The organism is Enterovibrio makurazakiensis, from assembly GCF_050336585.1.
Classification (GTDB): Bacteria; Pseudomonadota; Gammaproteobacteria; order Enterobacterales; family Vibrionaceae; genus Enterovibrio; species Enterovibrio gelatinilyticus.
Genome location: NZ_JAKJSE010000007.1, coordinates 157850 through 181104 on the forward strand (window position 1 = coordinate 157850; position 23255 = coordinate 181104).

Genomic DNA, 23255 nt, shown 5'->3' on the forward strand with positions numbered 1-23255 from the left:
TAGCGAAAAGCGTTTTAGGCACGGCGAGGTGTGTGCCACCAAGTATTCTAAGCAGATACACCTCAACAAATCATAGAACGCTTTTAGTAGAACCCTTTGGGCATCGCTTGTGGGCTCTTTCTCCTGCGTTATCGTCTTCTCATGTAGGCGAGCTACACATCGAAGCCTCTGCCTTGAATAAAGCCCCCACAAACTGCTGCAAAAATCATCACCAAAGGTAAACAGACCCTAGAGATTAGCACACTCTTTTCGGCTTTCAATTGAATATCAATGGCGCCAATGTGATTGGCCGAAAGGTATAGCTTGGAGATCTAGACGAGTGTTGGATGGCTGAAATAGCCGTTTATTTGAAACGACTATTTCACCCTTTTAGGGTTTGATAGTTAAATCGCAAGCACTTCATCATTGATCCAGCGAAGGAGCATTTGCCCGAATTCAACTGACATGTCTGTATCAGGGAATTGAGCACTCAGTTTTGCGCCCAAATCGTTCAAATTCATACCTGATGACACATAACCAATAGCGGCAGACTCGATGGAGGTAATACTACGAAAGTGCGGAGAGTGGCCTTTGCGCCAAACAAGTACATTGATTTGCTGTGGCAGCGGGGCGACTTCTGGGGGCGCGACATCTTGATCAATGGCATGCCAAATGTCTAGCGTATTGAAGTGATGCGTTGTGACCGACAAGGTAGGAACGGTTTTTAGTGTTCCGTCTTGCGATTCTGCACTAGCGATGCCTTGTAGATCTTCGAGTGTCATAACAGGACTGTCAGCGCCGTCAAAGGCTCGTCGAAGCGTCCAATCTAATGCTGCCAACTCGGATACTTCTAAATCATCGGGAAGCTGTTGTGCTAAGAACTCGGGAAAAACGTCACCATAGAAACCAATGTTGTTGTAACAAGAGTGGTGTGATTGCACATAATCGGCCGCTAATTGATTGAACCAGTCGTCACCAAGATAGGTCACTGTGTGCCCAAAGGTGTCGCGTAACACATCAATTAGCCGAACACGGTAGGCGTTGTGGTATATCGCTAATCGGTCTTTAGATGGCAGCCGTTGTGCTGATTGATTGACCCAATTAGCGTCACGACATGTCTCGTTTAAAACGATGCTTTGGAACTGGTCTTGAATTTCTTGCAGCTTCATATCACTCCCTCCGCATTCAACACGTTGTGAGCAATAGTTCGTGCTGTATCTAGTTCTGAAAGTAATTCTGATAACGGTGGAATATTGTCATCGCGCTCTATCATGGTGGGCGTCTCACCGAATCGTTTTAGTGCTTGTTCGTAGAGTGTCCAAACGCCATCACACACAGGGTGGTCATGGGTATCAATGAGATGGTCGTCATTGTTTAAATGGCCTGCAAGGTGAAACTGTTGAACACTGTCTTTGGGAATGCCTTGAATGAAGTCTATCGTTGAAAAACCATGATTGAACGCGCTAACGTAAATATTATTAATATCAAGTAACAACTTACACCCTGTTGTTTGGCTTATCGCAGAGAGAAATTCCCATTCTGTCATTTCAGACGCGGTAAATTCGACATAGCTGGATACGTTTTCTAATACCAATGGACGCTGTAGTGCGTCTTGAGCTTGGTGAATATTTCTTACTACTACGTCTAGGGCTTCTTGGGTAAAGGGGAGCGGCATGAGATCATGAAGCTTACGTCCATGAACGCCACTCCAACATAGGTGATCAGACACCCACATAGGTTCAATGCGTTGTTCGAGTGCTTTGAGTTTTTGAAGGTAGTCAGTGTCTAGTCCATTGATTGAACCTATGGAGAGAGACACGCCGTGCATGACCATAGGGTAGTCAGCACGAATACGGTCAAGCATGGTCAACGGTTTTCCACCGTTGACCATGTAGTTATCAGAGATCACTTCTAGCCAGTCGACAGGTTGAGGCGCATTCAGAAAATCATTGTAGTGCTGAGTGCGTAATCCAAGACCAAAGCTAGAAGTCATTTCTTTATCCCTTTTGTTCGTAATTAAATATCGGAGATCGTGCCGCCAGCATCGAGGCATTCTTTTGCTTTCATGCCTTTGAAGCCATGTCCGCCACACTGATTTTGGCCCTTACATGCATGCTCGGCTGTTTTACAATCTGAGTTACCTTTACAAGAGTGTATGCCATAGCAGTGCACTTTATCACCAGCACCAATCGCAGCACCGCTGCTACCTTTTGGTGATTCAGCTGCAAACGCAGATGTGCTCAAGGCAACAGCCAAAGCAACAGAAGCAAAGGTGGCGCTTTTTTCGATTTTATTCATGCTATATTCTCCAATATTTTCACGTGCAATTAGCATTGTTGCTAATAACTTAGTGCTCATCCTTGCATGCGGTGAATATATCAACCTGAAATGCAATGAATGGCTGGTTTAAATGCCTTTAAAAGCCATGTAAATAGACCTATGGGTTTCTGAGTTGATTTCATGAGATCGAAAAAAATTCGAAGATTTCCTTTAATTGCATGTTTGTTAAGGTGAAATATTTTTCATCTTAGGGTGAGAGAATGCTAGGGGAGGGATGGTTTAACATGTTTCATATGGAAGGTTTGGTTTTTTATTCTTTTTTTTGAAACAAACAAAATGAGTGATGGTTAATTGGTTTTGGTCTGGCTTGTTTTTATGTGGTAAATAAATGCTTTTTAGTGGATTTTTTATTATTTTCTTATCGTGTTTAGTGTCATGGTTATTTCTGACACGGATTTTCCGTCAATGCGATATAAATCAGCGATTTCCCCAACAGCGCTGAAACCATTGGATATATACAACTTGATTGCTGGGGTATTGTTAGAAAGTACCTGCAAATCTAACCAGTCAATTCGGTTATGCGAATGACAGAATTCAACCGTTCGCTCAATGAGTTTACGGCCTATTCCTTGTTTCCTTACCTGACTATCCACTCCCATGCCCAATAAAGCGCGATGAAGTGTGTAGTGGTCACTGTGGTGGCGTAAATCGATGTGTCCGTGAATGGTGTTATTGCTGATATCTTTAACCAGCCAGAGCTTGCGCCATCCGCTCTCTCCAAAGGGAATACTAAAACCATCGTAAAATTTGGATCTTAGTTGCTCAGTAACATGGCTGTGTTTTTTGGCGACAGGCTGAAACAGTGGGGTTTTGTCGGCAGCGTTTTCTTCAAGCTGTTTTTCCAAGTACTCAAAAAACGGCGATAAGTCTGCCAATTGCGCTTCGACGATCTCCATAAATGTCCTTGATTCCTTTCTGCGCCCATGTGGTGTCAGCTCTATTTGTGTAAGCTAACACGTTGATTGGAAATATCAAAACTCATAGGTGGTGCTGATTAACGTTGGTGTTCAATAACTTATGATTAGCTATTTTCCGCCAAATACGCTTCCAAGCGATCTGACAGCCAAACCGTGAGTGCGCCAGTATGGGCATCCATAGAGGTGATTTGACCGTAAGGTTGTAGCTGCATTGCGCTCGAATGACGCAATACCTGCAATGTACCACTTCGGAGGTATTTTCTGAGTAAGACCGACGGGACGTTTGACCAACCTGAGCCGTCCAATACCGCATCTCGCAGATGTTCATAAAACGGCAAGGCAATGTAGTGCGGCGAGATTGGATCGAGTGCTTTTAGGCCTTCGTCATCCACATAGGCAAGTGTGACCTCGGTGTAACGTTCTAGGTCGGCGCGTTGTACACGTTTGAGCTTAGATAATGGGTGGTCTTTGTGAACCACCGACATCATACGAATTTGACCTAGCTTTTTTGAACTAATGCGCCCAAATGCTCGAGTTTCGGGCAGCAAGCCAAAGGCGACATCGACCATGTTCTCATCCACCATTTCATAAAGTTCTGGTGGTGGAGCAACGTAGAGCGATACGCTCGAGTTGGGAAATAGCTGGTGGATTTCACGCATTGTTGCGCGCCAGAAAGACTCTGGAATAGCGTCATCACGTCCAATACGCAATGCCGATTCAACGCCACTTTCAAATTGACGACACTTCGCATCAATGTCATGAGCGGCTTGTAATAGTCGTTCGCAATCGTCGTGGATCATGCGCCCAACGTCTGTCAGATTAACACTGTTCCCCGAACGGGCGAGCAGTTCCACGCCCAAGCTATCTTCTAAGGCACTGATCGCAGCACTGACTGTGGTACGGCTTTTTTCAAGCTCGCGAGCTGCGCCAGCGATTGAGCCTGTTTCGACCGCAGTGAGGAACATTTCTATTTGGCTACTTCGCATTTTATGTCCATGTTTGCACGTGTAATCCGCATAATGATTCTAACTCTAAATAAATAGAATAAAAACCCAGCGACCAAAAACTTGTCGCTCAGTAACTCTTTGATTCACGAAATTGGCTGTAATGTGGTTATCAAAGCGCTATTGGAAGGTGCTGCAGTCAATTTTTTTGTCACTTGTGGGGATTTATGCCGTGTGAATATGCGAAAGAACGTAACTTACTGAAATTTTCTAGTTTTGCTTGTTTTTGCTTTGCTGCGTTGGGTGTAGGGATCGGCCTTTGGGCAGGTTCCATGGCGATAGTGTTTGACGGTGCATACTCTTTGGTTAGCCTGTTTCTCTCTCTGATGGCACTAGGCGCAACGGTATATATTGGCAATGGCACAGGCAAAAATCGAAAATCAGGTAAGCGTGTATCTGCGCAAAAAGCCGAAGTTATTGAGTCATTGGTGGTGTTAATTAAAGGCCTCGCGGTGTCAGTCGTTTGTGTGGTGTCGTTTGCATCAGCATTTGAAGCCATGTTTAACGGTGGACGTGAAGTCAACGCCGGCTCTGCACTGATTTTTGGTGTGGTTAACTTGGCAGGTTGCTTTGTGTGTTACTTCTTTGTGAAGTCACGTGCAGGTAAACAAGCGTCGACAATTTTAAAAGCGGAAACTAGCCAGTGGTTAATGGATACCGTGATTAGTGCTGCTGTTTTAGTAGGTTTTATTATCGCTGCATCAATGATGGCGAGCGGTTACGCAGAATACGCGGTGTATGCAGACCCGATTATGGTGATTTTGGCTTCTGTCTATTTTGCGACGGTACCCGTGAAGATGGTGGGCGATTCAACGAAACGTCTTTGGGCTATCTATCAAGAAGACAATGCCATCTCAGGGCAGCGCTTATTGGCTTGAAAGCCACGCAACTAATCAAGTTGTATTGTCGAAAAAGGCAGCTCAATGAGCTGCCTTTTTTTATCCGTTAAGTTCATCTTATATCAGCAAGATTGGTCAAGTCCTTTGGCTCTTTGTGCGTTATGGTTGCGTCAGTATCCAATGAAAACTGAGGGATTGCGGTACATGACAAATTGTAAGGCCCGGTTGGAAAAAGTGCGCGAATACATTGAACTGAATTTGGACGAACAGATTAACCTCGATACCTTGAGCAAGGTCGCCCACCTTTCTAAGCATCATTTTCATCGTTTATTTTCTGCGGAATATGGCATCACTGTTGCTACCTATGTCCGTCTTTTACGATTAAAAAAGGCGGCGTATCAGATTGCTTATCGCGACGATTTATCGATCACGACGATTGCATTGGATTGCAATTACGAAAGTAGCGAAGCGTTTTCGCGTGCGTTCCGGAAAGTGTTTGAGCAAAGCCCATCAGCGTTTCGAACTGAGCCGAATTGGGCCGCATGGCAATCGCATTTCGATGGAATTTTTAAATTGCGTAATGAAGCATTCCTTAAATACTCTGACTTCAGTGTGGAATATGCGGAACTGCCGACGCTTGATGTGGCAGTGTTTGAGCACCGTGACTCTCCAGTGAACTTGCAGTATTCGGTAGGTAAATTTATTGAATGGCGTAAAGCCAACAAAATCCCTCCCAATCGATTTCGAACGTTCAATTTGATTTATGACGACCCAGAAGAAGTGCTGGATACCTCTTTTCGGTTTGATCTCTGCTGTCAGATAGATAAGAGCACCGATATATCCGACCCGAACATCTCGCTGAAAACACTACAAGGGGGACGTTGCGCCAAGATACGCTTTGTTGGCAGTGACGATGTGATTGGTTGGGCTGTGAGATACCTCTATACGAAGTGGTTGCCGCAATCAGGGGAGAAGTTGCGTGATGTGCCGGTATTGTTTGAACGAGTGACACTGTTTCCCGATGTGACAGAACATGAAATGGTCACTGACGTGTATCTACCCATCGTCTAACACCTTGCTGCAAATTTCTTTTTTATAGGTCTTCATCATGACTAACTCAATAAAGATACCGTTGAAAGCAAGCTTGCTGGCTATTCGCAGCCACATCACTTTGTTTCTTAGCTATTATTTTATCGCCGTCATAGTGATGACGCTAAAAGGCGAACTGTTTAATGTCGCCTTGAGAGTTTGGTCTGACGAGCCGCTGACGTTTTGGGAAAACGGCTTGTGGCAAGTGACGCTGATGATTTCATTTGTCATTGCGTTGTACGTGTATATTGAAGATGTTACGAGGGTCTGTTGATCTTTGGTGGTTAAATTTTGTTCTGGCTAAAAGCGTTTTAGGCGAGGCGAGGTGTGTGCTGCCTAGTCATTCTAAGCAAACACATCTCAACAAAGCATAAAGCGCTTTGAGCGGAACCCTTCGGGCAGCGTTTGTGGCGACTTTCTCCTGCGTTATCGACTTCTCATGTAGGCCAGCTACACATCGAAGCCTCTGCCTTGTATAAAGCCGCCACAAACTGCAGCAAAAATCATCACCAAAGATCAACAGACCCTAGCTAAACTGAAGACTCATCATCGGGCGCTAGCCGCTCTGCCAATAGTTCGATCCAGTGTTTTACGGGTACTGCGCTTTCTGAGGCGAGGTGCAGTTGGCAACCAATGTTCGCCGTGACAATGACATCAGGGTTGTCACCTTGCAGGGCATCAAGTTTTCGCTTCAATAGCTTTTGACTGAGTTCTGGTTGCAACAAGGAATACGCGCCCGCAGATCCACAACATAAGTGATTTTCATGGGTCTCAGTTTGAATAACCCCTAATTGGCTGAGTGTTTTGTACAAATTGTCCTTGCGGTCGATGCCGTGTTGCAGTGAGCAAGGGCAATGCACAGCAGCGCGTTGTGGACTTTCATTGAGCGGTAATTGACTCAAATCCTCTTCTGCCAATACATCACTGAGATCTTTCGCGAGCGCTGCAATGTGTGCCGCTTTCTCCATGTAGTCTTGTTCGTTTCTCAATAACGCTGGGTATTCTTTGATGGAAATTCCGCAACCTGAGGCGGAAATGACGATGGCTTCTGCCCCTTTTTCTATATGTGGCCACCATGCATCGATATTTTGCTTGGCTTGTTTAGTGGCGCGTTGGTGCTCTGATAGGTGTGCATTCATTGCGCCGCAGCACGTTTCATTTTTGATGGTGATCAGCTGAATCCCGAGATGGCGCATCACATCACGAGCTGCTTGCAAGGTGTTGGGGGTAAGGGCTTGCTGAACACAGCCTTTAAACCCGATCATGATTCGTGCTTCTGGTGGATTGGGTAGCAGTTCGTCACGTTTGGAATGCTTAAACTGCTGTTTAGGTAATTTTTTGCGAAGCGACTGAGGTAATAAAAACTGGAAAGGACGTACCAATATTACGCCAAATCGAACCAAGCCTGAGTGCGGAAATATACGAGTAAGCGCGTAGCGTAATAGCTTTTCTTTCGGAGATCGGGACACTCTTGATTCGATGTGATTACGTCCGATATCGAGTAATTCAGCGTATTTGACACCAGAAGGGCAGGTGGTTTCGCAGTTTCTGCAAGTCAAGCAGCGGTCAAGATGTCGCTGGGTTTTCTCTGTAACTTTATTCCCTTCGAGCATCTGCTTGATCAAATATATACGACCGCGCGGGCCATCCCTTTCATCGCTCAGTTCTTGATACGTGGGACAAGTGGCGTTGCAAAACCCGCAGTGCACGCAGCGTCGCAAAATATCTTGTGCTCTTTGGCCATCTTTTGATTTCAGAAACGCGCTGTCGATGTTCGTTTTCATTGCGACTCGCTCCCTAGCCATGAGTACAGTCGACCTGAATTAAACAGGTTCTGTGGGTCAAATGCTGCCTTTAGAGACTTATGCAATCGTTGGTGTGCCGGGGAGAGAGTTTGAAAGCACTCACCATTATGGTTGTCTTTTTGGTCGTTTCCAAAGGACTTGGAACGATAGCGAGCGACGTGCCCACCGTTGTTATTTGCTAGCTCGCTGATGGATTCGTGGTTTTCATCGGTGACCACCCAACGAATGTTTCCTGCCCAGTCTACTAAGGTATTCTCGAACCGCGTAAAGTGGGGGGCTGCTGCATCAATAGACAAGCGATAAAGGTGCCCATCATGGCTGAAAAATGGATGGCGGAAATTTCGGATTGATCGCCAAAATAATGATTGATGAGGAAGCGATTCTCCGCCCAATTTACGCGAATAATATCCGACGTTTGGTGCTGTTCCTGCGAGTCGGATGTATAAGTGACCGTCGACCCACGCTGCGCCAGATAATGGATAGCCACTGGACACTCGTTGACGCATAAAAGTAATGGCCTGCGGCGTATCCATTTTGAGCACCAACGTTTCGACAGATTCAGGCTTTGGCATAAGACGAAGGCTTATGTCTGTGAGTATGCCAAACGCGCCCATTGCCCCCGCTTGTAGGCGCGATAAATCATAGCCTGCCACGTTTTTCATGACTTGACCGCCGAATCTCAGAGGTTCGCCAAAGCCGTTGATCAAGGTCACGCCTAGAATGGCGTCTCGCAGTGAGCCATAAAATGGGCGAGACGCCCCACTAATATTGCATGCAATGGAGCCACCCAAGGTGGCTTTGCCTTCAAACGCAGGAGGCTCTCCCACGAGCATTTGATTGTGTTCTGCCAACACCGATTGGAGCTCTGTTATGCGAGTTCCTGCCCGAGCGGTGATCACTAATTCACTCGGGTGATAGGCAGTAACACCACTGTGACTTGTAAGGGAAACAGGTCTTCCTGTGGCTTCACGGCCAATGAACGTTTTAGTGTTACCACCAATGAGATTAAGCGGCGTGTTATCGGCTCTAGCGTCTTGCACTTGTTCGCAAAGCGACGTTGAAATATCAGCCATTGGACGACCCTCTTTGTGACAAAGGTTGTTTCATGACGGTGTGTTCTTGGCAGTGTTTTGGGGTGGGGATGCCTTTTCCGGGATTAAGCAGGTTGTCGGGGTCGAAGGCGGCTTTGACTCGAAGAAACTGGGCTAGCTCTGCGTCATTAAATTGATGATGCATCTGCTCGATCTTTTCTAATCCAACTCCATGTTCACCGGTAATACATCCCCCAGCTTCTACGCAGATTCGAAGAATATCCGCACCAAACGCCTCAGTTTGTTCAAGTTCACCAGGTACGTTTGCATCAAATAAAATGAGTGGATGCAAGTTGCCATCGCCAGCGTGAAATACGTTCGCGACACGCAACCCATAGTGTTGGGAAAGGCGGTGGATCTCAGCTAATACCGACGCCAATTGCCGACGTGGAATGGTGCCATCCATGCAGTAATAGTCCGGCGACAATCTCCCGACGGCGGGAAATGCGGATTTACGTCCCTTCCACATCAAAGCGCGTTCTTCTTCGCTGTCAGAAATCCGGAGTGACGATGCGCCTGCCGCTTCCAGTAGTGCTTGGGCAAGTTGCAATTGGTGGTTTACATCGTCTGCTGTGCCATCGAGTTCGCAAAGCAACAGTGCCTCGGCGTCCTTTGGGTAACCCGCATGTGCGAAATCTTCGGCTGCTTGAATGGCGTATCGATCCATCATTTCAAGGCCAGCAGGAATAATGCCGTTTGAGATGAGTGCATTGACGGCGTTTGCTGCATTTTCTACCTTATCGAAGCCTGCGAGTATCACCCTTGCTAATTCAGGAATGGGAAGAAGCCGAACGGTGATTTCTGTGACTATGCCTAGCATGCCTTCAGAGCCGGTCATTAAGGCAAGGAAGTCAAAACCCGCAATGTCGGGACTTTTGCCGCCGACGTCAATGCGTTCTCCTTGTGCGGTAACGAATACTAACGAGACGATGTTGTGAACCGTGAGACCATATTTGAGGCAGTGCACGCCGCCCGCGTTTTCTGCCACGTTTCCGCCAATAGAACAGGCAATTTGGGATGAAGGGTCGGGTGCGTAATAGAACCCATAGCGTGATGCTGACTCTGATATGGCTAGGTTGCGCACTCCGGGTTGAACTTTAGCAAGGCCGCTTTCACTGTTTATCTCAAGGATACGATTAAGCCGCGCCAAAGAAAGAACGATGCCTCCTTCAATGGGCAATGCGCCCGCCGACAGCCCTGTGCCTGCGCCACGAGCCACAACAGTCACTTTATGCTGGTGGCATAACGCCATGATGGCCATTACTTCTTTCGTACTGGCGGGTAACACCACACAGGTTGGCAGAGAACAATAGACCGATAACCCATCGCACTCATAAGGATGAAGGGTTTCTTTATCAACAATAATGAACTCACTGCCAACAATGGCCTCAAGCGCTTCAAATATGATGGCGTCCATGCCTGCCTCCTTGTCAGTTCGTGGGCGGATGTTAAAACGTTAGTCCATCGTTTTCACCTGAACTGCACAATCCTTACGCCATACTGAAAAAGTGTGCAGCGTGTGGGATATTTACCGCAACTGAAAAGCGAGAGATCCCTCATGATGCAGGATTCATAATGGCGCATCACCTGTTAGTGATGGCAATTCAGAATTGCGAGGGAGGGATGACAAAGCGTCACTGAGCGAGACTGTTGCGAAACAAGCCTTTATGGTTTTACACATGAGCAAACTGAACACGGTATCTTCAGGTTGTATGAGGATGTGATAAGATATTATTTTAGCAGAGGTTTTTCCGCTAAGTTATGGTTTTTCGGTCATTCAAGGAGGAATGATGGATAGTTTAAAGCTGAAAGTACCGCCCGTTGTGCAAGTTGTTTTGATACTACTGCTGATGAAAGGAATCGCCAGTGTCTCGCCAGTCAATGTTTTATTGGTGCCTTATTCTAACGTGTTAACGGTTGCCTTTTTACTGGTTGGCGTGATGTTCGGTGTTTCTGGGGTAATGGCATTTCGCCTTCACCAAACCACAGTGAATCCAACGTTAAAAACGGCTTCGACATCTCTTGTTCAGTCTGGTGTTTACCGAGTGACGCGAAACCCTATGTATGTCGGTATGTTGTGCTTACTGATCGCCGCAACCTGTTACTTTGCGAACCTTTACACTTTGCTCGGTAGTGTGTTGTTCGTGTTCTATATGAATATGTTCCAAATTGAACCTGAAGAAATGTATCTGACCGAGCAGTTCCCCGACGAATACCCAGATTACACAAAAAAAGTGCGACGTTGGCTGTGATAGGCCATGCGATAACATTCAACACTAAATGGCTAAAGGGAAGCCTGATCATTACGTCAGTAAACCTCGCTGAATTCTATATCTTCAGGTTGTTTGGGTATAAGTCATGATCTGGAAAAATTCGACCTCAGTTTTGTTTAAGCTCATGGTCGTTTTCTATACACTCTTTGCATTAACTTAAGAATCTGAAGTTGTCGTCAATGCTGACTATTCCTGTTCCTTTTGTTGTATCACTGTTGCTTGCTATTACTGCGGTACTTCTGTTTTTGACGTTGGGGAAGTCAGGCTTAAAGTCGGTGTTGTTCACCGTACTTTGTGCTGTATGTACTTTCATCGTGGGCATGCGCTGGACTTTTGATCTTCAATTGTTGCGCTTTGTTCAACCTATTTTGGCATCAATGCTGCCAATAGCAGCTTGGTATTGTTTTGCTAAAGCGCACCATAGCCAACGTCCTGCCTATTGGCATGGGATATGGCCTATCGTGATCGCCGTCTCCTCATTTAATTTTGCGGTGTGGCCCTTCGCCACAGACACCATTCTTATTACGCTCTATCTCGGCTACGGCGGTGCGTTGATTGTTTCATCGTTTACCGTGCCCGAAGAAGTGCGACTGTCTAATGTACAAAGGGTGATCGTCGCGGAACGGGTTGCGGGTGTGATGTTATTGTTTTCAGCTTTGATTGATAGCGCATTGTCGTATGATTTTGCTTTCTATCATGGCGAACATGCTCCCTTGATTATTTCGCTGTCGTATTTGGTTCTGATCCCCATGGTCGTTTGTGCTGTCGCGATTGTGGGTTTTAGTACGGCGAGCGGCGAGAAAGCGAACCAAGGAGAGAGTTTGTCGTCTTCACCATCAAGACAATCCACTTCCCAAGACGATTCAATGACCGCTGAAACCACTGATTCGCTTCGATTGCCAGAGAATCATGTCCAAATGTCAGACGACGAATCGGAAGCCATCATGGGTAAATTGGATGGATTAATGGAAGCTAAACACGCATATCGTGATCCTGATATTACCTTGAGTCGATTGTCTCGCCGGCTCGGCATACCGGCTAAACAACTCTCTAGTGCCGTGAATAAAGTTAAAGGAGAAAATATCTCCAAGGTGATCAATGCATATCGTATTGAACACGCCAAAACCTTATTGGTGACAACACAAGACAACATTACGGATATTTACTTGGCGTCTGGGTTTCAAACTAAATCTAACTTCAACCGCGAATTTCTTCGTATAACGGGTCAAACCCCGAGTGTGTACCGCCAATCTGCCCAACTAACGTCTTGAATATACCCAATCAACTTGAATCCTGCATCTTTAGGTTGCTTGGGTACAGTTTATGACTGTCGTGCGACACCAATGAATGAATCAAGGAGCCAGCACTTTTGATGAAACCGATTTTTATGAGACAGATAGTAAAATGGAGTCTTATTCACGCTGCATTTATCGGCATTAACTTGATCGTACTTTTGGTGTTTACGTTAAGCGTTGGCTTTTCAGGAAATGTACCGGAATTTGTGAGTTTCATTGCTAAACTTTGGGCCGGTTTCGTTGAGCTACTTATGTTTCCTATGAGCAGCGTAATATCGCATCTCAACGAAAGTGACATGTTGAATTCAGAAGGTTTTTTTATCTTTTTGTACGCTTTAAACAGTGTTATTTGGGGCACAATGATTGCCGTGACATTAAAAGTCACGACAAGATCTAATCCGGAATAACCGCCAGTATGGCTGTTACTTGTCTATGCTTAGCGCCTGTGCGCAGCGCGTTATTGCAGGCAGTACCGATAGTGATAGAGCGCTGCTGATGTTGCCGTGGGCAGTCGCTACTGAACCAGAAACGTTTTAACATCGTCGAATATTTGGTTGTGCAATACTCGTCTATCACTGCCAATTCCATCTTTACAAATCACGCCATCTCCAGGGAATTCTTCCTCAAGCACTGCAATAGCATTCGCTTTGCATAACTGCATGTAACTAAAATGCGTGGCGCTCTCAAACACCTTGTACCGACGGTTCTCAAGAGGAATATGCTCGGCGAGGTAGCCAGATTCCATGGCTTGTGGCAAATCTCCAATATCAATGCCTGCTGCGAGTATCAACGAGGGTTGTTGGATCTTGTTTAAGCTGGAGGTGGAGAAACTACGTGCTAGGCCGAGGTCTAGAATTATCACGCGTTTAACTCTTGGATCTGAAAAGTTGCTTGATTCAGGTTCCTCATCTTGTACTGAATGTAGCCCAAGCTCTTTTGCCAGCCCACATGTACGAGGATTTGGGTGAATTTTGCATTGCGTCATGAAGGCGCTTCTATCAAATTGCGCGCCGACTAACTGAGCAACACTCCAACCGCCCAGTGAATGACCTATCGCTGTCACGTCATCAAATACAATGACCGGTTGCCAAGCCGCATCATTCTCCAAATAATTCAGAACTCGGACGAGGTCATTCGGGCGTTGCCACCATTGTGACGTTTGTGAGGAAGTGTGATCAAACGTTGTGGTTCCCGGGTGATCGGGTGCAGCGACAATGTAGCCTTGTTGGGCCAGTTTGTGAGCCAGCCAATTGAGGTTGCGCCAACTGCCGCGGTATCCATGTGATAACAAAACGAGTGGGTGTTTGGCTTGGGTTACGCTAGCTTCTTTCACCACATGCGTTCCTTCAAAGGCAATATTATCTGCCACGAGCGCGGTGGGTGTTGTGTCTCGTGTCGGGTACCAAAGTGTTACATTTAACGGTCGAGAGACTTCATCGTTAAGTTCGAACTGTGAAAAACCGACGCCCTTTGCCATTGCATTAAGCGAAAAAAGAAATAGGAGTATTAGGATGAAGTGATTCATTTTAAGCATTCCTTGTTTGGATTTCGATAATGCCTAGTTTCGTCAAATAGCCCTATTTATACGCCTCACAACCGGATCGAGGACGTCCTACAACCGATTCGAGTACCTGGATACTGCCCATGGATACGTCAGTTTTTACTTTTTTAACCTATTCCAATTTTCCCATTTACTGATACTGTATATAAAAACAGTTATTGTTGGGTGCTCACCATGCTGACTTCTTTATCCATTGCAAACTATCGATCCATTATGTCGCTCACTATTCCACTTGGGCCGTTAAATTTGATCACGGGTTCTAATGGCAGTGGTAAGTCGAACTTATACAAAGCGCTGCGTTTGCTGGCGAAAACCGCCTCGGGTGGTGTGGTCAATTCATTGGCGGAAGAAGGAGGATTGCATTCTACGTTTTGGGCTGGGCCAGAAGAGATTTCTGAGGGAATGAGGCGAGGAGATGTTGAGGTAGAGGGAACGCGACGAAAGAACGTTGTGCGTTTGAAGTTAGGATTTGCCAGTGAGACGTTTGGATATGCCATTTCATTAGGGTTGCCGACGCCTCAACAATCTGCATTTATGTTTGATCCGGAAATTAAACACGAATGCATTTTCAACGGTGATTATTTCCGACCAGCAAGTTCTTTAGTTGAACGTAAGGGCAGTGTCGTGAAAATCCGTCAAGGGCGACAATGGGAGGTTATCTCTCAATATATCCCAAATTACGACAGTATGTTTGATTCCCATTCAGACCCTGCGTCTGCACCCGAAGTGTTTCACGTCCGTGAGATGATAAGAAGTTGGCGATTTTACGATCATTTCCGCACAGACAGCGAGGCACCAGCAAGAAAGCCACAGTTAGGTACTCGAACGCCTGTGTTGCATCATGATGGTCGAGACCTTGCTGCAGCACTCCAAACCATTATTGAAATCGGTGATAAAGACGCACTTGATCATGCAATTGAAGATGCATTTCCGGGTTGCAAGCTACGCGTTGTGACCAAAGATGATGGTCGCTTCTCTCTCGAATTTTATCAAAGGGGGTTGTTACGTCCGTTAACCGGTGCAGAACTTTCTGATGGAACGTTACGATTTGTATTATGGGTTGCGGCATTACTGACTCCGAGACCACCATCGCTGATGGTGCTTAACGAGCCAGAAACAAGTTTGCACCCCGATCTGCTGCCTGCGTTGGCTCGCTTAATCGGTCATGCTTCAAAACACTCCCAAGTTTGGGTGATTTCACATGCTAATCGTTTGATCAATGCGCTAAACGAACACCCAGATTGCCATTCCATTCAATTGGAGAAAGTACTGGGTCAAACAGAAGTTCAAGGGCAAGGTATGCTGGATGGCCCCAACTGGTATTGGCCCGATTAGTCTTAATCAGAGCTAATTCCCACATGCTAAATGTGATGAAATACGAAATTTTTTGCATAGCTAACTCCTTTTTTCATAAAGGAAAAAGAGGTGGATCTATAATGATGCCCAAAAACGTATGCAATTCCGTATGTGAGATTAAAAATTTGTGTCTATAATTAACTGGCTTCGGCAACGTTAGGTTGAGTTAGATGTGAACTGATTTACACATCGATGTGTAACTTTTCACTGAGAAACGATTACAAGGAAAGCCACCATGCGGGTTCCGTATATTTTAAAACTTTTATTTCCAATTTTGCTGTTAATGGGCTTGATGGCCAGTCCTGTTATTTCAGCGCTATAGCTGCTGTGGATTCAATAGTTAAAAAAATAGCCACCTTTTAGGTGGCTATTTTTTTGCTTTGTATAAACCTATTGCTGATTTTCAAGTGTGTTTTTGTTGTCTAGTGGATAGATAGAGACCGCAATTTTAAAGGCTGCAGGCACGAAGTAGAAAGAAAGTAAGGTTGTGAGCAGGGTGCCACCTGCGATAGCAATGGCAAAGGGAGGCCAAAACCCTCCGCCTGCCAAGATTAACGGTAAGAAACCGCCAATAGTAGTGATCGTGGTTGAGGTGATATGACGTCCACAGCTACTTACGGCGAAAACAATCGCTTCTTTATCACCCTGCTTGGCCTCTGGGCTTGCTTTAAGTTCAGCCAAAATGACAATGGCGGCGTTGATGGCGAGCCCGACTAATCCCAGTAACCCAATGATCACCGTGAACCCAAATGGGTAGCCAAAAAACCAGACAGAAAGTAAGCCCAAGCCTGCGGCTTGTGCCCCCACTAGAAAAATGATGCCACTAAGCCTGAATGAGTTAAACGAGACGACGACGACCGCAACCAATAAGGTAATAACGATGGTTAGGTTCGCCATGAGCTGATTGACAGATTCATTCCGTTCTGCGGATTCGCCTCCAAATTCAATACGATAGCTGGGAGGTAACTGAATGTTGGCCTGTTCAAGCTTCAGATTGAAGGCATTGAGTGCGGTTTGAGGCAACACCCCAGCCATCAAATATCCTTCGATGACATTGACGCGTTCACCATCCCGACGTGGAATAGCGCCACGGCTCGGTTCAACACTTAGTTCGGCAATGGCAGTCAAGGGTAAGTCCATTTGGCCGCTTGTTTGTGCCAGCGGAAGTCGAATCTGACTTAGTTCAGATAAACTGGTTCTCGACGCATCATCTACTCTGACTCGCACAGGAATGGATTCTGTTTCTTCAATGACACTGCCTTGCACAATGCCAGACATAGAGGCGTTAAGTAGGGTTGCGATATCGTTCAGTGACATTCCCGTCAGTTGGCTTGCTTCTTCGTTAACATTGATAGAAACCTTAGGGACTCCCGGTTGCATGGTTTCGCGGGTGTTGATGACATCAGGGGTTTGTGCCATCAGCAAACGGATTTCTTCGCTGATTTCACGCAGTTTATCAAGGTTTGGGCCGTATACACGTACCTCTAGCGGCGCATTAAACGGCGGTCCTTGTTCTAGTTTTCTGACCAAAATTTGGGCATGGGGAAGTGCGTTAGATAGCTCCGTTTGTAGGATGGGGATCATTGCGTTAGCGGATGCGAAATCTTTGGCTTTCACCATGGCCTGAGCAAAATTCGGTGCACCACGCTGTCTACCCATCATATTGTAATAGAAGGACGGGAAATTGGTGCCCACCACCCAACCGACACTTTTAACATCTTCGTTCTTCGCCATGATCCGGTCAATTTCTTGTGTCGTTTCAAGTGTCGCTGTCATGCTGGCTTGAGGTGCAAGATAGACTTGGATTTCGAACATATCGCGGTCTGAAGGTGGAAAAAATTGCTCTGTGAGTTGTCCCGCAGCCCAAAAACCCGACGCAGGCACAATCAATACCAATGGAATGGCAATCAATGGAAAGCGCACTGCGCCACGAACTGATGATCGAAACATCGCACTGACTTTAGGCAATGAGATACCAGCATGATACCAACGCGTACTGGATTCGCCGGATGGAAGCCAACGCGCAGCAAATGCCGACACAATCAATTGCGACACCATGTACGAGCCGACAAGAGAGAAACTGACCGTAATAGCAATAGCACCGACAAATTCGCCAGCAGGCCCTGGCATTAAGAAGATGGGTGCGAATGCCAAAATTGTTGTCAGGGTTGAACCAAGAAGAGGTAACCAAAGGTGTTTGATTGCGCGCATTGCTGATTCGAGCCTATTCACCCCTTTTTGTCTGTAGTGCTGAATCGTGTCGACCATAACAATGGCGTTATCGACCATGATCCCGAGCGATACAATCAGACCTGTTACTGACATTTGGTTAATGGGGAGCCCAGTAAAACTCATCATGGCGAGCGTAAATGCTGACGCTATTGGTAGGGACAATGCGACAAGCAGGGCGGAGCGGAACCCCAGTGTAATAAATAGGACAATGAGCACCAACCCAAAGCCCATCAACAAGCTTTGAACGAGATCTGAAAGACGCGTTTCGGTGTAGCGTGCTTGCTTGAAAATGGGTTCTAGAGAAATATTGTTTGGCAACTCGGCTCGAAAGCCATTTAGCATGGCATCTGCGGCTTCAGTCCAGCGGTCTACTCGAATATCGCTTTGCATGCGGGCTGAGACAAGAATCGCAGGAGAACCATTAATTATCGCAATTTGAGAGGGGGGAGTAGCGGCAGCTCTTTCGACGCTTGCTATGTCTTCCAATCGAACGAGAAAGCCATTGTCATCGATAGCGATAGGTACACGCTTAACGCGGTCAACAGAATCAAGCGCTCCCGCCACTTCGAGTTGGAAGCGATTGTCTTTGCTGTGGAGTTCACCCGCAGCATTCTTTGCATCGGCACCAGAGATGGCATTCGAGAGGGTGAGCGCTGATTGTCCCAATGCGCTAGATGCGGCGACATCAAGCGTTACCAGAATTTCTTCATCAGGCAGACCATGAACATCAACAAAGTCTGTATCGGAGAGGTTTCTCCATCGCTTAGCTAGCTCACTGGCGTAACGCCCGAGTATCAGCGGATCTGGGTTACTATCGCCTTGCCATTGCAGGGATACGATATAGGTAAAGGCGTTAGAATGATCGTTGTCAAACTGCGGCTCTAGTGCGCTTTGTGGTAGTAGCGGTGTAGCATCACCCAACTTGTCTCGGATTTTTGACCAGATTGGCTCTGCATTAATGATGTCGTCATTGAGCTCAACCGTGATCACTGAAATCCCGGGTTTAGATTGAGACTCAATCAGATTGATTTCGTCGAGTCCGCGAAGTGAATTCTCAATTTCTTCTGTCACCAGAGCTTCTACACGCTCTGCGCTAGCGCCTGGGTAGGGAGTCGTGATGGTTGCCCATCGATTAATCAGTGCCGGATCTTCGGCGCGGGGCAAGGTTGATAGCGCTGAGAGTCCTGAAACCAGCAATAGAACCGTCATCAGAACGATTAATCGGGTATTTTTTAGCAGCTTCTCCATCATCATTTCTCCGCTGCGACGTTAACCTGCTGGCCGGAAACGATGCGATGTACGCCTTCTATAACCACCAATTCCCCGTTGCCAATCGCTCCAGAAACAAACGCATTGCTGTCGTCGGCATGAAGAACCTGCACCGAACGACGTGAAATGTGATGCTCTCCGTCGTCTGAGGGCAGGGCTGCATAAACGTTCCACATACCGCGTAGGCCGTCAGTGATGCCTGTGATGGGCATCCAAAAGCCCGGTTCAGGCGTGTGATGGTTGTATTGCAGGTACGCCAGTTCGCCATTTAGTACAGATGTTTGTTCAGGAAGTAGAAACCGCAATGTGACAGTGCGAGATCGCATATCAATGTCTGCGCCAGGATTCAATAATGTGGCAGGGTATTGCTCATCGCGAACGCGAATAACGGGATGAGACATTTGGTTGACGTCAGCTAACACGGTGACAGGAACGCCGATTTGCGCTTCTTTCTGTGAATCGGCTAAAAGCGTCAGGGTTGGAGCGCCAACATTAACGACATCGCCATGCGACACGAATCTTTGGCTGATCTTCCCATTGTACGGAGCGTAGATGGTGGATTTTTCTTTTCGTAACTCGGTGGATGCTAACGACGCTTCAAGCTGTCGAACATTGGCTTTTAAGGCGTCGCGCTGGCTAGTCAGGGAATCAATCTCTGCATCTGCACTAAACCCTTTTTTCTTTAATTGGCGTTGGCGCTGGAGGTTGTTTTGAATGAGGGCGAGTTGGGCATCGAGTTGTTCTAATTGTGCTGATAATTGCTGAGTTTCGGTATCTAACAATTGGGTGTCTAAGGCGATTAATGGTTCGCCTTTTTTAACTGAGTCACCAACATCGACCATTAGAGCGTTTACTTTTCCGCCAAGCTCAAAACCTAGTTTTGCGTTTTGTCCCGCTTGTACTGTGCCGACAAATTCACGATTCACGCTATATCCGGGAGACATTTCGACAGCAAGCGTTGTGACAACAGGAATATTCTCTGAGTGTGTTTCGGTCTCTGCGTTGCTTTCACTTCCACATGCTGATAGAAGCGAGAGCGTAGTGACAAAAACAAGCGAGCGGGCAAACCTATGCATGGCGAAATACTCAATGTCCGTTTAATATTAGACTAGACTGTCCAGTCCACTTTGATTAAAAATAGAACAATCAAACTGGACTGTCTAGTTTGATTGGGTAATAATTTTAGGACGTTTCATTCAAGGAACACCAATGACTACGCATCTGAGTCAGCGTAAAGAGCAGAAGAGAAAACAGATCCTTAGTGCTGCAATAGAGCTTTTTTCAAAGCAAGGCTATGGCATTTCTATGGATGCGATCGCCGAACATGCTCAAGTGAGCAAGCAAACGGTATATGCGCACTTTTCTAATAAAGACCAACTCTTTGAAACCTGCATCATTGAAAAGTGCATGAAATCAGGTTTGAATTGGGACTTGATGAGTGATGAGCGTTCAGCCAGTGAGGTGTTGAATGAATACGCTTGGCTTTTTCAAAGTATGTTGCTCGGCGATGAGGCGCGTAATACGTTTCAGAACACGATTCGCCAGTCTGATACTCATCCAGAAATTGCCAAGATATTTCTAGAGCAAGGGCCGAAGCGAAATGTCATGTTGCTCAGTGACTATTTCAATAAATTGGTTGCGAATGGGCTTCTTCCTTATTGTGATGATACAGAAGGCGCTGCCATGCAACTTTTACTTATGTTGCATGGGCGCCCAGTATATTGGGGATTCTTTGGCTTCGATGCGGGCGAAGACGAGGCGACTCGTCGTGCCTATCTCCGCAAAAGTGTCGAGGTATTTCTTCGCGGTTATGGCTATGTCTTTCCGGCGTGATAGCACCCGTGGACTAACCGCTCACCATGAGTGATTTGTATTCATCAAAAGCAAATTGATCGGTCATGCCGCTTATATAATCTTGCAGTAATCGGCAACGAAGGTAGAACTCCCATAAGGCAGGGTCTGCTATGGTGGCTTGCTCTTTCCTAGCTAGCGTATAAGCAGCAACATGTTTGCGTGAGAGCTTGTTGAATAGTCTCCGTTCAACGGGATAGTAGCGCCCTTCACCTTCAACGATTTTCAGAAAATCTTCTCTTGGTAGTTCAAGTAAAGGTCGGTACTGATCGAGCAAACCACCAATAATCTTGTAACCCTGCAATTCTAGTGTTTCCACCTCTTGATCATTGAAGACGTGATTAATAGCAACTTGCTTAAACGTTTTAGCGATAGCGTGAAACTGGCTATCGTCTTCGATCAATGCACGGTTGAATTCACCGGTAAAGACATTTTCGATATGGTCGGTAAATTGTTTTGCGGCGTGGTTAACCAGTGGATGTACCATCACGACACGTAACTTGATGAAAAACTTGTGGGTTCTACTGATTTCGTCAACTTGAGCTTCGTCATAAACACGATTCAAAAGATCATTGAATGTTTGGTTGCCTTTGATCGGGCGATTGTCTGGCTCGATACTCTCATAAGTTCGTTTAAGGTGGTCTGTAAGCGCTTCAAGCGACAGAATCCGCTTTTCAACAGCATCTTCAAGATCCGCTAAGCAATAAGAGATGTCATCGGCGGCTTCCATGATATAGCTCAGGGGGTGACGACAGTATTTCGCCATATCAAGCGCTGCCATCATGTCTTCCACATAGCTGGCTTCTGTTGCGTAGTAACCGACTTTCTTGGTGAGATAGCTTTTGTTCTCAGGCACTTCTTGTTTTGATTCAGTGGCGGGGCGAGTGTACTTCAATACCGCCGCGGCTTGGCTGTAAGTCAGGTTGAAACGATGAAGTGAGTGAACCAATCGAATTGCCTGAGCGTTACCGTCAAAGTGGCAAAGCTCATGAACAATGGGATTAAGTGATGGTGCTGGAAGTGATTCAACCAACTCCTCCATGGGTTTGAGTTGAGTCAGGTGTTGTTCAAACCAGCGGTTTATAGCATCTTCACCGCAGTGACCAAAGGGCGGGTTACCCATATCGTGCATTAGACAGGCCATCTCCACCAAGGATTCGATAGCGCGATCAAGCCCGTAGAGCCCATATTGTCGTTTCTGTTCATCGGTCAATTTGTCGTAAATGGTATGGACGATAAAACGACCGACTTGCTGCACTTCGAGTGAATGAGTGAGGCGACTGCGAACGGCGGAGTTTCGTTCTAACGGAAAGACTTGGGTTTTTTGCTGTAAGCGACGTATTGGGGCTGAATTGATAATGCGTCCCCGATCACTTTCTAAAGCTCTTTGTAGATCGCTTCCAAATGGGTGAGGGCGGGCGAGACTAACTTTTTTGCTGAAATCGATCGCGGACATTTGGCTTCCTGACACTAAGAAACGTTATTTCATCACCTTAGCTGCGGAAGAACCGAATGTATATAGTGCCATTCGCGTTCACTGTCATGAAGGCGAATCACGTCAATCCAGCCTGAAACAAACGACGAGGTTGGCTAGTTGAATGCGTGTGTCAGCACAGCGACTCCGGCGATGAAACCTATGGTGAAAATCGTAAAGCCAAACATGTACTGGTGTTTTCGATTGGGTACTGACATTCTGAAACTCCCTGTGGCAGCCGTTCTGGCTTGCAATCTGGTGCATCTGATCTTGTGTATGACATACCTAAATGATTAGCAAACTCGATGCCAATAGTTAAAATAACTTAACTGTTTGAATTACAAGTACAATATAAAAGAGTCTGATTGATTCTGATTGAATGCAGTATCGTTGGTGGTAAATTTTGCCACCTGTTGGCAAATTTTGTGGGTATGAAAGTCATGAGTATGATTTCTGGTGTACATCATGTTGCGTTGATTGTGAGCGACATTGAGCGAGCAAAGTATTTCTATCTTAATGTGTTGGGTTTACGTTTGCTGGATGAGCATTACCGCGCCGAAAGAGACTCTTGGAAAGTGGATATCGGTTTGCCAGATGGCAGACAGTTGGAACTGTTTTCCTTCCCCAATAGTCCCCAGAGGCCATCTTATCCCGAAGCGCAAGGGCTAAGGCATCTAGCGTTTCAATGTGTGGACGTTGAGTGGGTGGTGAAGCAGTTGAAACGGCAAGGCGTGGATTGTGAACCCATTCGTATTGACCCGTATACGTCTAGACGATTTACGTTTTTTAGCGATCCTGATGGGTTGCCATTAGAGTTGTATGAGGCGGCTCCTGACGAGTAAAACTGAGTGATTTTCTGTCTCACCTTTGTATCGAACGA

Annotated in this window: 21 protein-coding genes; 9 read left to right on the forward strand and 12 right to left on the reverse strand. The window is 46.3% G+C overall.

Annotation, left to right across the window (positions count from 1 at the left end; all coding sequences use genetic code 11):
* Positions 1–383 precede the first annotated feature (383 nt).
* The 5 genes from L4D06_RS05590 to L4D06_RS05610 form a co-directional block, all read right to left on the reverse strand.
* Positions 384–1148 (reverse strand): HvfC/BufC family peptide modification chaperone, encoded by a 765-nt coding sequence (locus tag L4D06_RS05590; protein ID WP_429738120.1) that lies wholly within the window; start codon positions 1146–1148, stop codon positions 384–386.
* Positions 1145–1972, reverse strand: coding sequence for an MNIO family bufferin maturase (gene bufB / locus L4D06_RS05595; protein WP_429738122.1), 828 nt, complete (start codon positions 1970–1972; stop codon positions 1145–1147). The genes L4D06_RS05590 and bufB overlap by 4 nt, the downstream gene beginning before the upstream one ends.
* A gap of 23 nt (positions 1973–1995) precedes the next feature.
* Complete coding sequence (gene bufA2, locus L4D06_RS05600) at positions 1996–2277, reverse strand: BufA2 family periplasmic bufferin-type metallophore (protein WP_274164071.1); 282 nt, start codon at positions 2275–2277, stop codon at positions 1996–1998.
* A 392-nt stretch (positions 2278–2669) separates the two neighbouring features.
* Complete coding sequence (locus L4D06_RS05605; protein WP_429738124.1) at positions 2670–3215, reverse strand: GNAT family N-acetyltransferase; 546 nt, start codon at positions 3213–3215, stop codon at positions 2670–2672.
* Positions 3216–3340: 125 nt separating this feature from the next.
* Positions 3341–4222, reverse strand: coding sequence for a LysR family transcriptional regulator (locus L4D06_RS05610; protein ID WP_274164069.1), 882 nt, complete (start codon positions 4220–4222; stop codon positions 3341–3343).
* 185 nt (positions 4223–4407) lie between these two features.
* On the opposite strand from L4D06_RS05610, the gene L4D06_RS05615 reads away from it, so the two are divergent.
* From L4D06_RS05615 to L4D06_RS05625, 3 genes are all read left to right on the forward strand, one after another.
* The gene (locus L4D06_RS05615; RefSeq protein ID WP_429738126.1) at positions 4408–5118 is read left to right on the forward strand and encodes a cation efflux transmembrane domain-containing protein; all 711 of its coding nucleotides are present in this window, start codon (positions 4408–4410) and stop codon (positions 5116–5118) included.
* A gap of 165 nt (positions 5119–5283) precedes the next feature.
* A complete protein-coding gene (locus L4D06_RS05620) occupies positions 5284–6150 on the forward strand; it encodes an AraC family transcriptional regulator (RefSeq protein WP_429738128.1) in 867 nt (288 codons plus the stop codon).
* 37 nt (positions 6151–6187) lie between these two features.
* A complete protein-coding gene (locus tag L4D06_RS05625; RefSeq protein WP_429738129.1) occupies positions 6188–6442 on the forward strand; it encodes a hypothetical protein in 255 nt (84 codons plus the stop codon).
* Between the two features lie 256 nt (positions 6443–6698).
* Here the strand turns inward: L4D06_RS05625 and glcF are convergent, their stop codons facing one another.
* From glcF to L4D06_RS05640, 3 genes are read right to left on the reverse strand one after another with little or no spacing between them, the layout of a single operon-like run.
* Positions 6699–7952, reverse strand: a complete 1254-nt coding sequence (glcF, locus tag L4D06_RS05630) for a glycolate oxidase subunit GlcF (RefSeq protein ID WP_429738131.1) — start codon at positions 7950–7952, stop codon at positions 6699–6701.
* Entirely contained in the window at positions 7949–9046 is a 1098-nt protein-coding gene (gene glcE, locus L4D06_RS05635) for a glycolate oxidase subunit GlcE (protein ID WP_429738133.1), read from the reverse strand. The genes glcF and glcE overlap by 4 nt, the downstream gene beginning before the upstream one ends.
* Positions 9039–10481: an FAD-linked oxidase C-terminal domain-containing protein gene (locus L4D06_RS05640; RefSeq protein ID WP_429738134.1), complete on the reverse strand. Its 1443-nt coding sequence runs from the start codon at positions 10479–10481 to the stop codon at positions 9039–9041. Before L4D06_RS05640 ends, glcE begins: the two co-directional genes overlap by 8 nt.
* Positions 10482–10854: 373 nt before the next feature.
* Between L4D06_RS05640 and L4D06_RS05645 the strand changes: the two genes are divergently transcribed.
* From L4D06_RS05645 to L4D06_RS05655, 3 genes are all read left to right on the forward strand, one after another.
* The gene (locus tag L4D06_RS05645; protein ID WP_274164062.1) at positions 10855–11316 is read left to right on the forward strand and encodes a methyltransferase family protein; all 462 of its coding nucleotides are present in this window, start codon (positions 10855–10857) and stop codon (positions 11314–11316) included.
* A gap of 200 nt (positions 11317–11516) precedes the next feature.
* The gene (locus L4D06_RS05650; RefSeq protein WP_429738136.1) at positions 11517–12608 is read left to right on the forward strand and encodes a helix-turn-helix domain-containing protein; all 1092 of its coding nucleotides are present in this window, start codon (positions 11517–11519) and stop codon (positions 12606–12608) included.
* 101 nt (positions 12609–12709) lie between these two features.
* The gene (locus tag L4D06_RS05655; protein ID WP_429738137.1) at positions 12710–13039 is read left to right on the forward strand and encodes a hypothetical protein; all 330 of its coding nucleotides are present in this window, start codon (positions 12710–12712) and stop codon (positions 13037–13039) included.
* A gap of 107 nt (positions 13040–13146) precedes the next feature.
* Here L4D06_RS05655 and L4D06_RS05660 read toward each other — a convergent pair whose 3' ends face one another.
* A complete protein-coding gene (locus L4D06_RS05660; RefSeq protein WP_429738140.1) occupies positions 13147–14157 on the reverse strand; it encodes an alpha/beta hydrolase family protein in 1011 nt (336 codons plus the stop codon).
* Positions 14158–14367: 210 nt separating this feature from the next.
* Between L4D06_RS05660 and L4D06_RS05665 the strand changes: the two genes are divergently transcribed.
* The gene (locus L4D06_RS05665) at positions 14368–15528 is read left to right on the forward strand and encodes an AAA family ATPase (protein ID WP_274164058.1); all 1161 of its coding nucleotides are present in this window, start codon (positions 14368–14370) and stop codon (positions 15526–15528) included.
* A gap of 411 nt (positions 15529–15939) precedes the next feature.
* Here the strand turns inward: L4D06_RS05665 and L4D06_RS05670 are convergent, their stop codons facing one another.
* The gene (locus L4D06_RS05670) at positions 15940–19029 is read right to left on the reverse strand and encodes an efflux RND transporter permease subunit (protein WP_429738271.1); all 3090 of its coding nucleotides are present in this window, start codon (positions 19027–19029) and stop codon (positions 15940–15942) included.
* 2 nt (positions 19030–19031) lie between these two features.
* Positions 19032–20126 carry an efflux RND transporter periplasmic adaptor subunit gene (locus tag L4D06_RS05675; RefSeq protein WP_429738143.1) on the reverse strand — a complete coding sequence of 365 codons (1095 nt, stop codon included), beginning with the start codon at positions 20124–20126 and terminating at the stop codon, positions 19032–19034.
* Positions 20127–20259: 133 nt separating this feature from the next.
* Here L4D06_RS05675 and L4D06_RS05680 point away from each other — a divergent pair, with 133 nt between their 5' ends.
* Positions 20260–20883: a TetR/AcrR family transcriptional regulator gene (locus L4D06_RS05680; protein WP_274164056.1), complete on the forward strand. Its 624-nt coding sequence runs from the start codon at positions 20260–20262 to the stop codon at positions 20881–20883.
* 13 nt (positions 20884–20896) lie between these two features.
* Here L4D06_RS05680 and dgt read toward each other — a convergent pair whose 3' ends face one another.
* Positions 20897–22357: a dGTPase gene (gene dgt, locus L4D06_RS05685; protein ID WP_429738145.1), complete on the reverse strand. Its 1461-nt coding sequence runs from the start codon at positions 22355–22357 to the stop codon at positions 20897–20899.
* Between the two features lie 464 nt (positions 22358–22821).
* Here dgt and gloA2 point away from each other — a divergent pair, with 464 nt between their 5' ends.
* Entirely contained in the window at positions 22822–23217 is a 396-nt protein-coding gene (gloA2, locus tag L4D06_RS05690; protein WP_429738272.1) for an SMU1112c/YaeR family gloxylase I-like metalloprotein, read from the forward strand.
* Positions 23218–23255 lie beyond the last annotated feature (38 nt).

What these genes read in the sequence shown, in the direction of transcription:
- L4D06_RS05590 (WP_429738120.1), bottom strand. Translation starts at nt 1,148, where the DNA reads ATGAAGCTGCAAGAAATTCAAGACCAGTTCCAAAGCATCGTTTTAAAC.
- bufB (WP_429738122.1), bottom strand. Translation starts at nt 1,972, where the DNA reads ATGACTTCTAGCTTTGGTCTTGGATTACGCACTCAGCACTACAATGAT.
- bufA2 (WP_274164071.1), bottom strand. Translation starts at nt 2,277, where the DNA reads ATGAATAAAATCGAAAAAAGCGCCACCTTTGCTTCTGTTGCTTTGGCT.
- L4D06_RS05605 (WP_429738124.1), bottom strand. Translation starts at nt 3,215, where the DNA reads ATGGAGATCGTCGAAGCGCAATTGGCAGACTTATCGCCGTTTTTTGAG.
- L4D06_RS05610 (WP_274164069.1), bottom strand. Translation starts at nt 4,222, where the DNA reads ATGCGAAGTAGCCAAATAGAAATGTTCCTCACTGCGGTCGAAACAGGC.
- L4D06_RS05615 (WP_429738126.1), top strand. Translation starts at nt 4,408, where the DNA reads ATGCCGTGTGAATATGCGAAAGAACGTAACTTACTGAAATTTTCTAGT.
- L4D06_RS05620 (WP_429738128.1), top strand. Translation starts at nt 5,284, where the DNA reads ATGACAAATTGTAAGGCCCGGTTGGAAAAAGTGCGCGAATACATTGAA.
- L4D06_RS05625 (WP_429738129.1), top strand. Translation starts at nt 6,188, where the DNA reads ATGACTAACTCAATAAAGATACCGTTGAAAGCAAGCTTGCTGGCTATT.
- glcF (WP_429738131.1), bottom strand. Translation starts at nt 7,952, where the DNA reads ATGAAAACGAACATCGACAGCGCGTTTCTGAAATCAAAAGATGGCCAA.
- glcE (WP_429738133.1), bottom strand. Translation starts at nt 9,046, where the DNA reads ATGGCTGATATTTCAACGTCGCTTTGCGAACAAGTGCAAGACGCTAGA.
- L4D06_RS05640 (WP_429738134.1), bottom strand. Translation starts at nt 10,481, where the DNA reads ATGGACGCCATCATATTTGAAGCGCTTGAGGCCATTGTTGGCAGTGAG.
- L4D06_RS05645 (WP_274164062.1), top strand. Translation starts at nt 10,855, where the DNA reads ATGGATAGTTTAAAGCTGAAAGTACCGCCCGTTGTGCAAGTTGTTTTG.
- L4D06_RS05650 (WP_429738136.1), top strand. Translation starts at nt 11,517, where the DNA reads ATGCTGACTATTCCTGTTCCTTTTGTTGTATCACTGTTGCTTGCTATT.
- L4D06_RS05655 (WP_429738137.1), top strand. Translation starts at nt 12,710, where the DNA reads ATGAAACCGATTTTTATGAGACAGATAGTAAAATGGAGTCTTATTCAC.
- L4D06_RS05660 (WP_429738140.1), bottom strand. Translation starts at nt 14,157, where the DNA reads ATGAATCACTTCATCCTAATACTCCTATTTCTTTTTTCGCTTAATGCA.
- L4D06_RS05665 (WP_274164058.1), top strand. Translation starts at nt 14,368, where the DNA reads ATGCTGACTTCTTTATCCATTGCAAACTATCGATCCATTATGTCGCTC.
- L4D06_RS05670 (WP_429738271.1), bottom strand. Translation starts at nt 19,029, where the DNA reads ATGGAGAAGCTGCTAAAAAATACCCGATTAATCGTTCTGATGACGGTT.
- L4D06_RS05675 (WP_429738143.1), bottom strand. Translation starts at nt 20,126, where the DNA reads ATGCATAGGTTTGCCCGCTCGCTTGTTTTTGTCACTACGCTCTCGCTT.
- L4D06_RS05680 (WP_274164056.1), top strand. Translation starts at nt 20,260, where the DNA reads ATGACTACGCATCTGAGTCAGCGTAAAGAGCAGAAGAGAAAACAGATC.
- dgt (WP_429738145.1), bottom strand. Translation starts at nt 22,357, where the DNA reads ATGTCCGCGATCGATTTCAGCAAAAAAGTTAGTCTCGCCCGCCCTCAC.
- gloA2 (WP_429738272.1), top strand. Translation starts at nt 22,822, where the DNA reads ATGATTTCTGGTGTACATCATGTTGCGTTGATTGTGAGCGACATTGAG.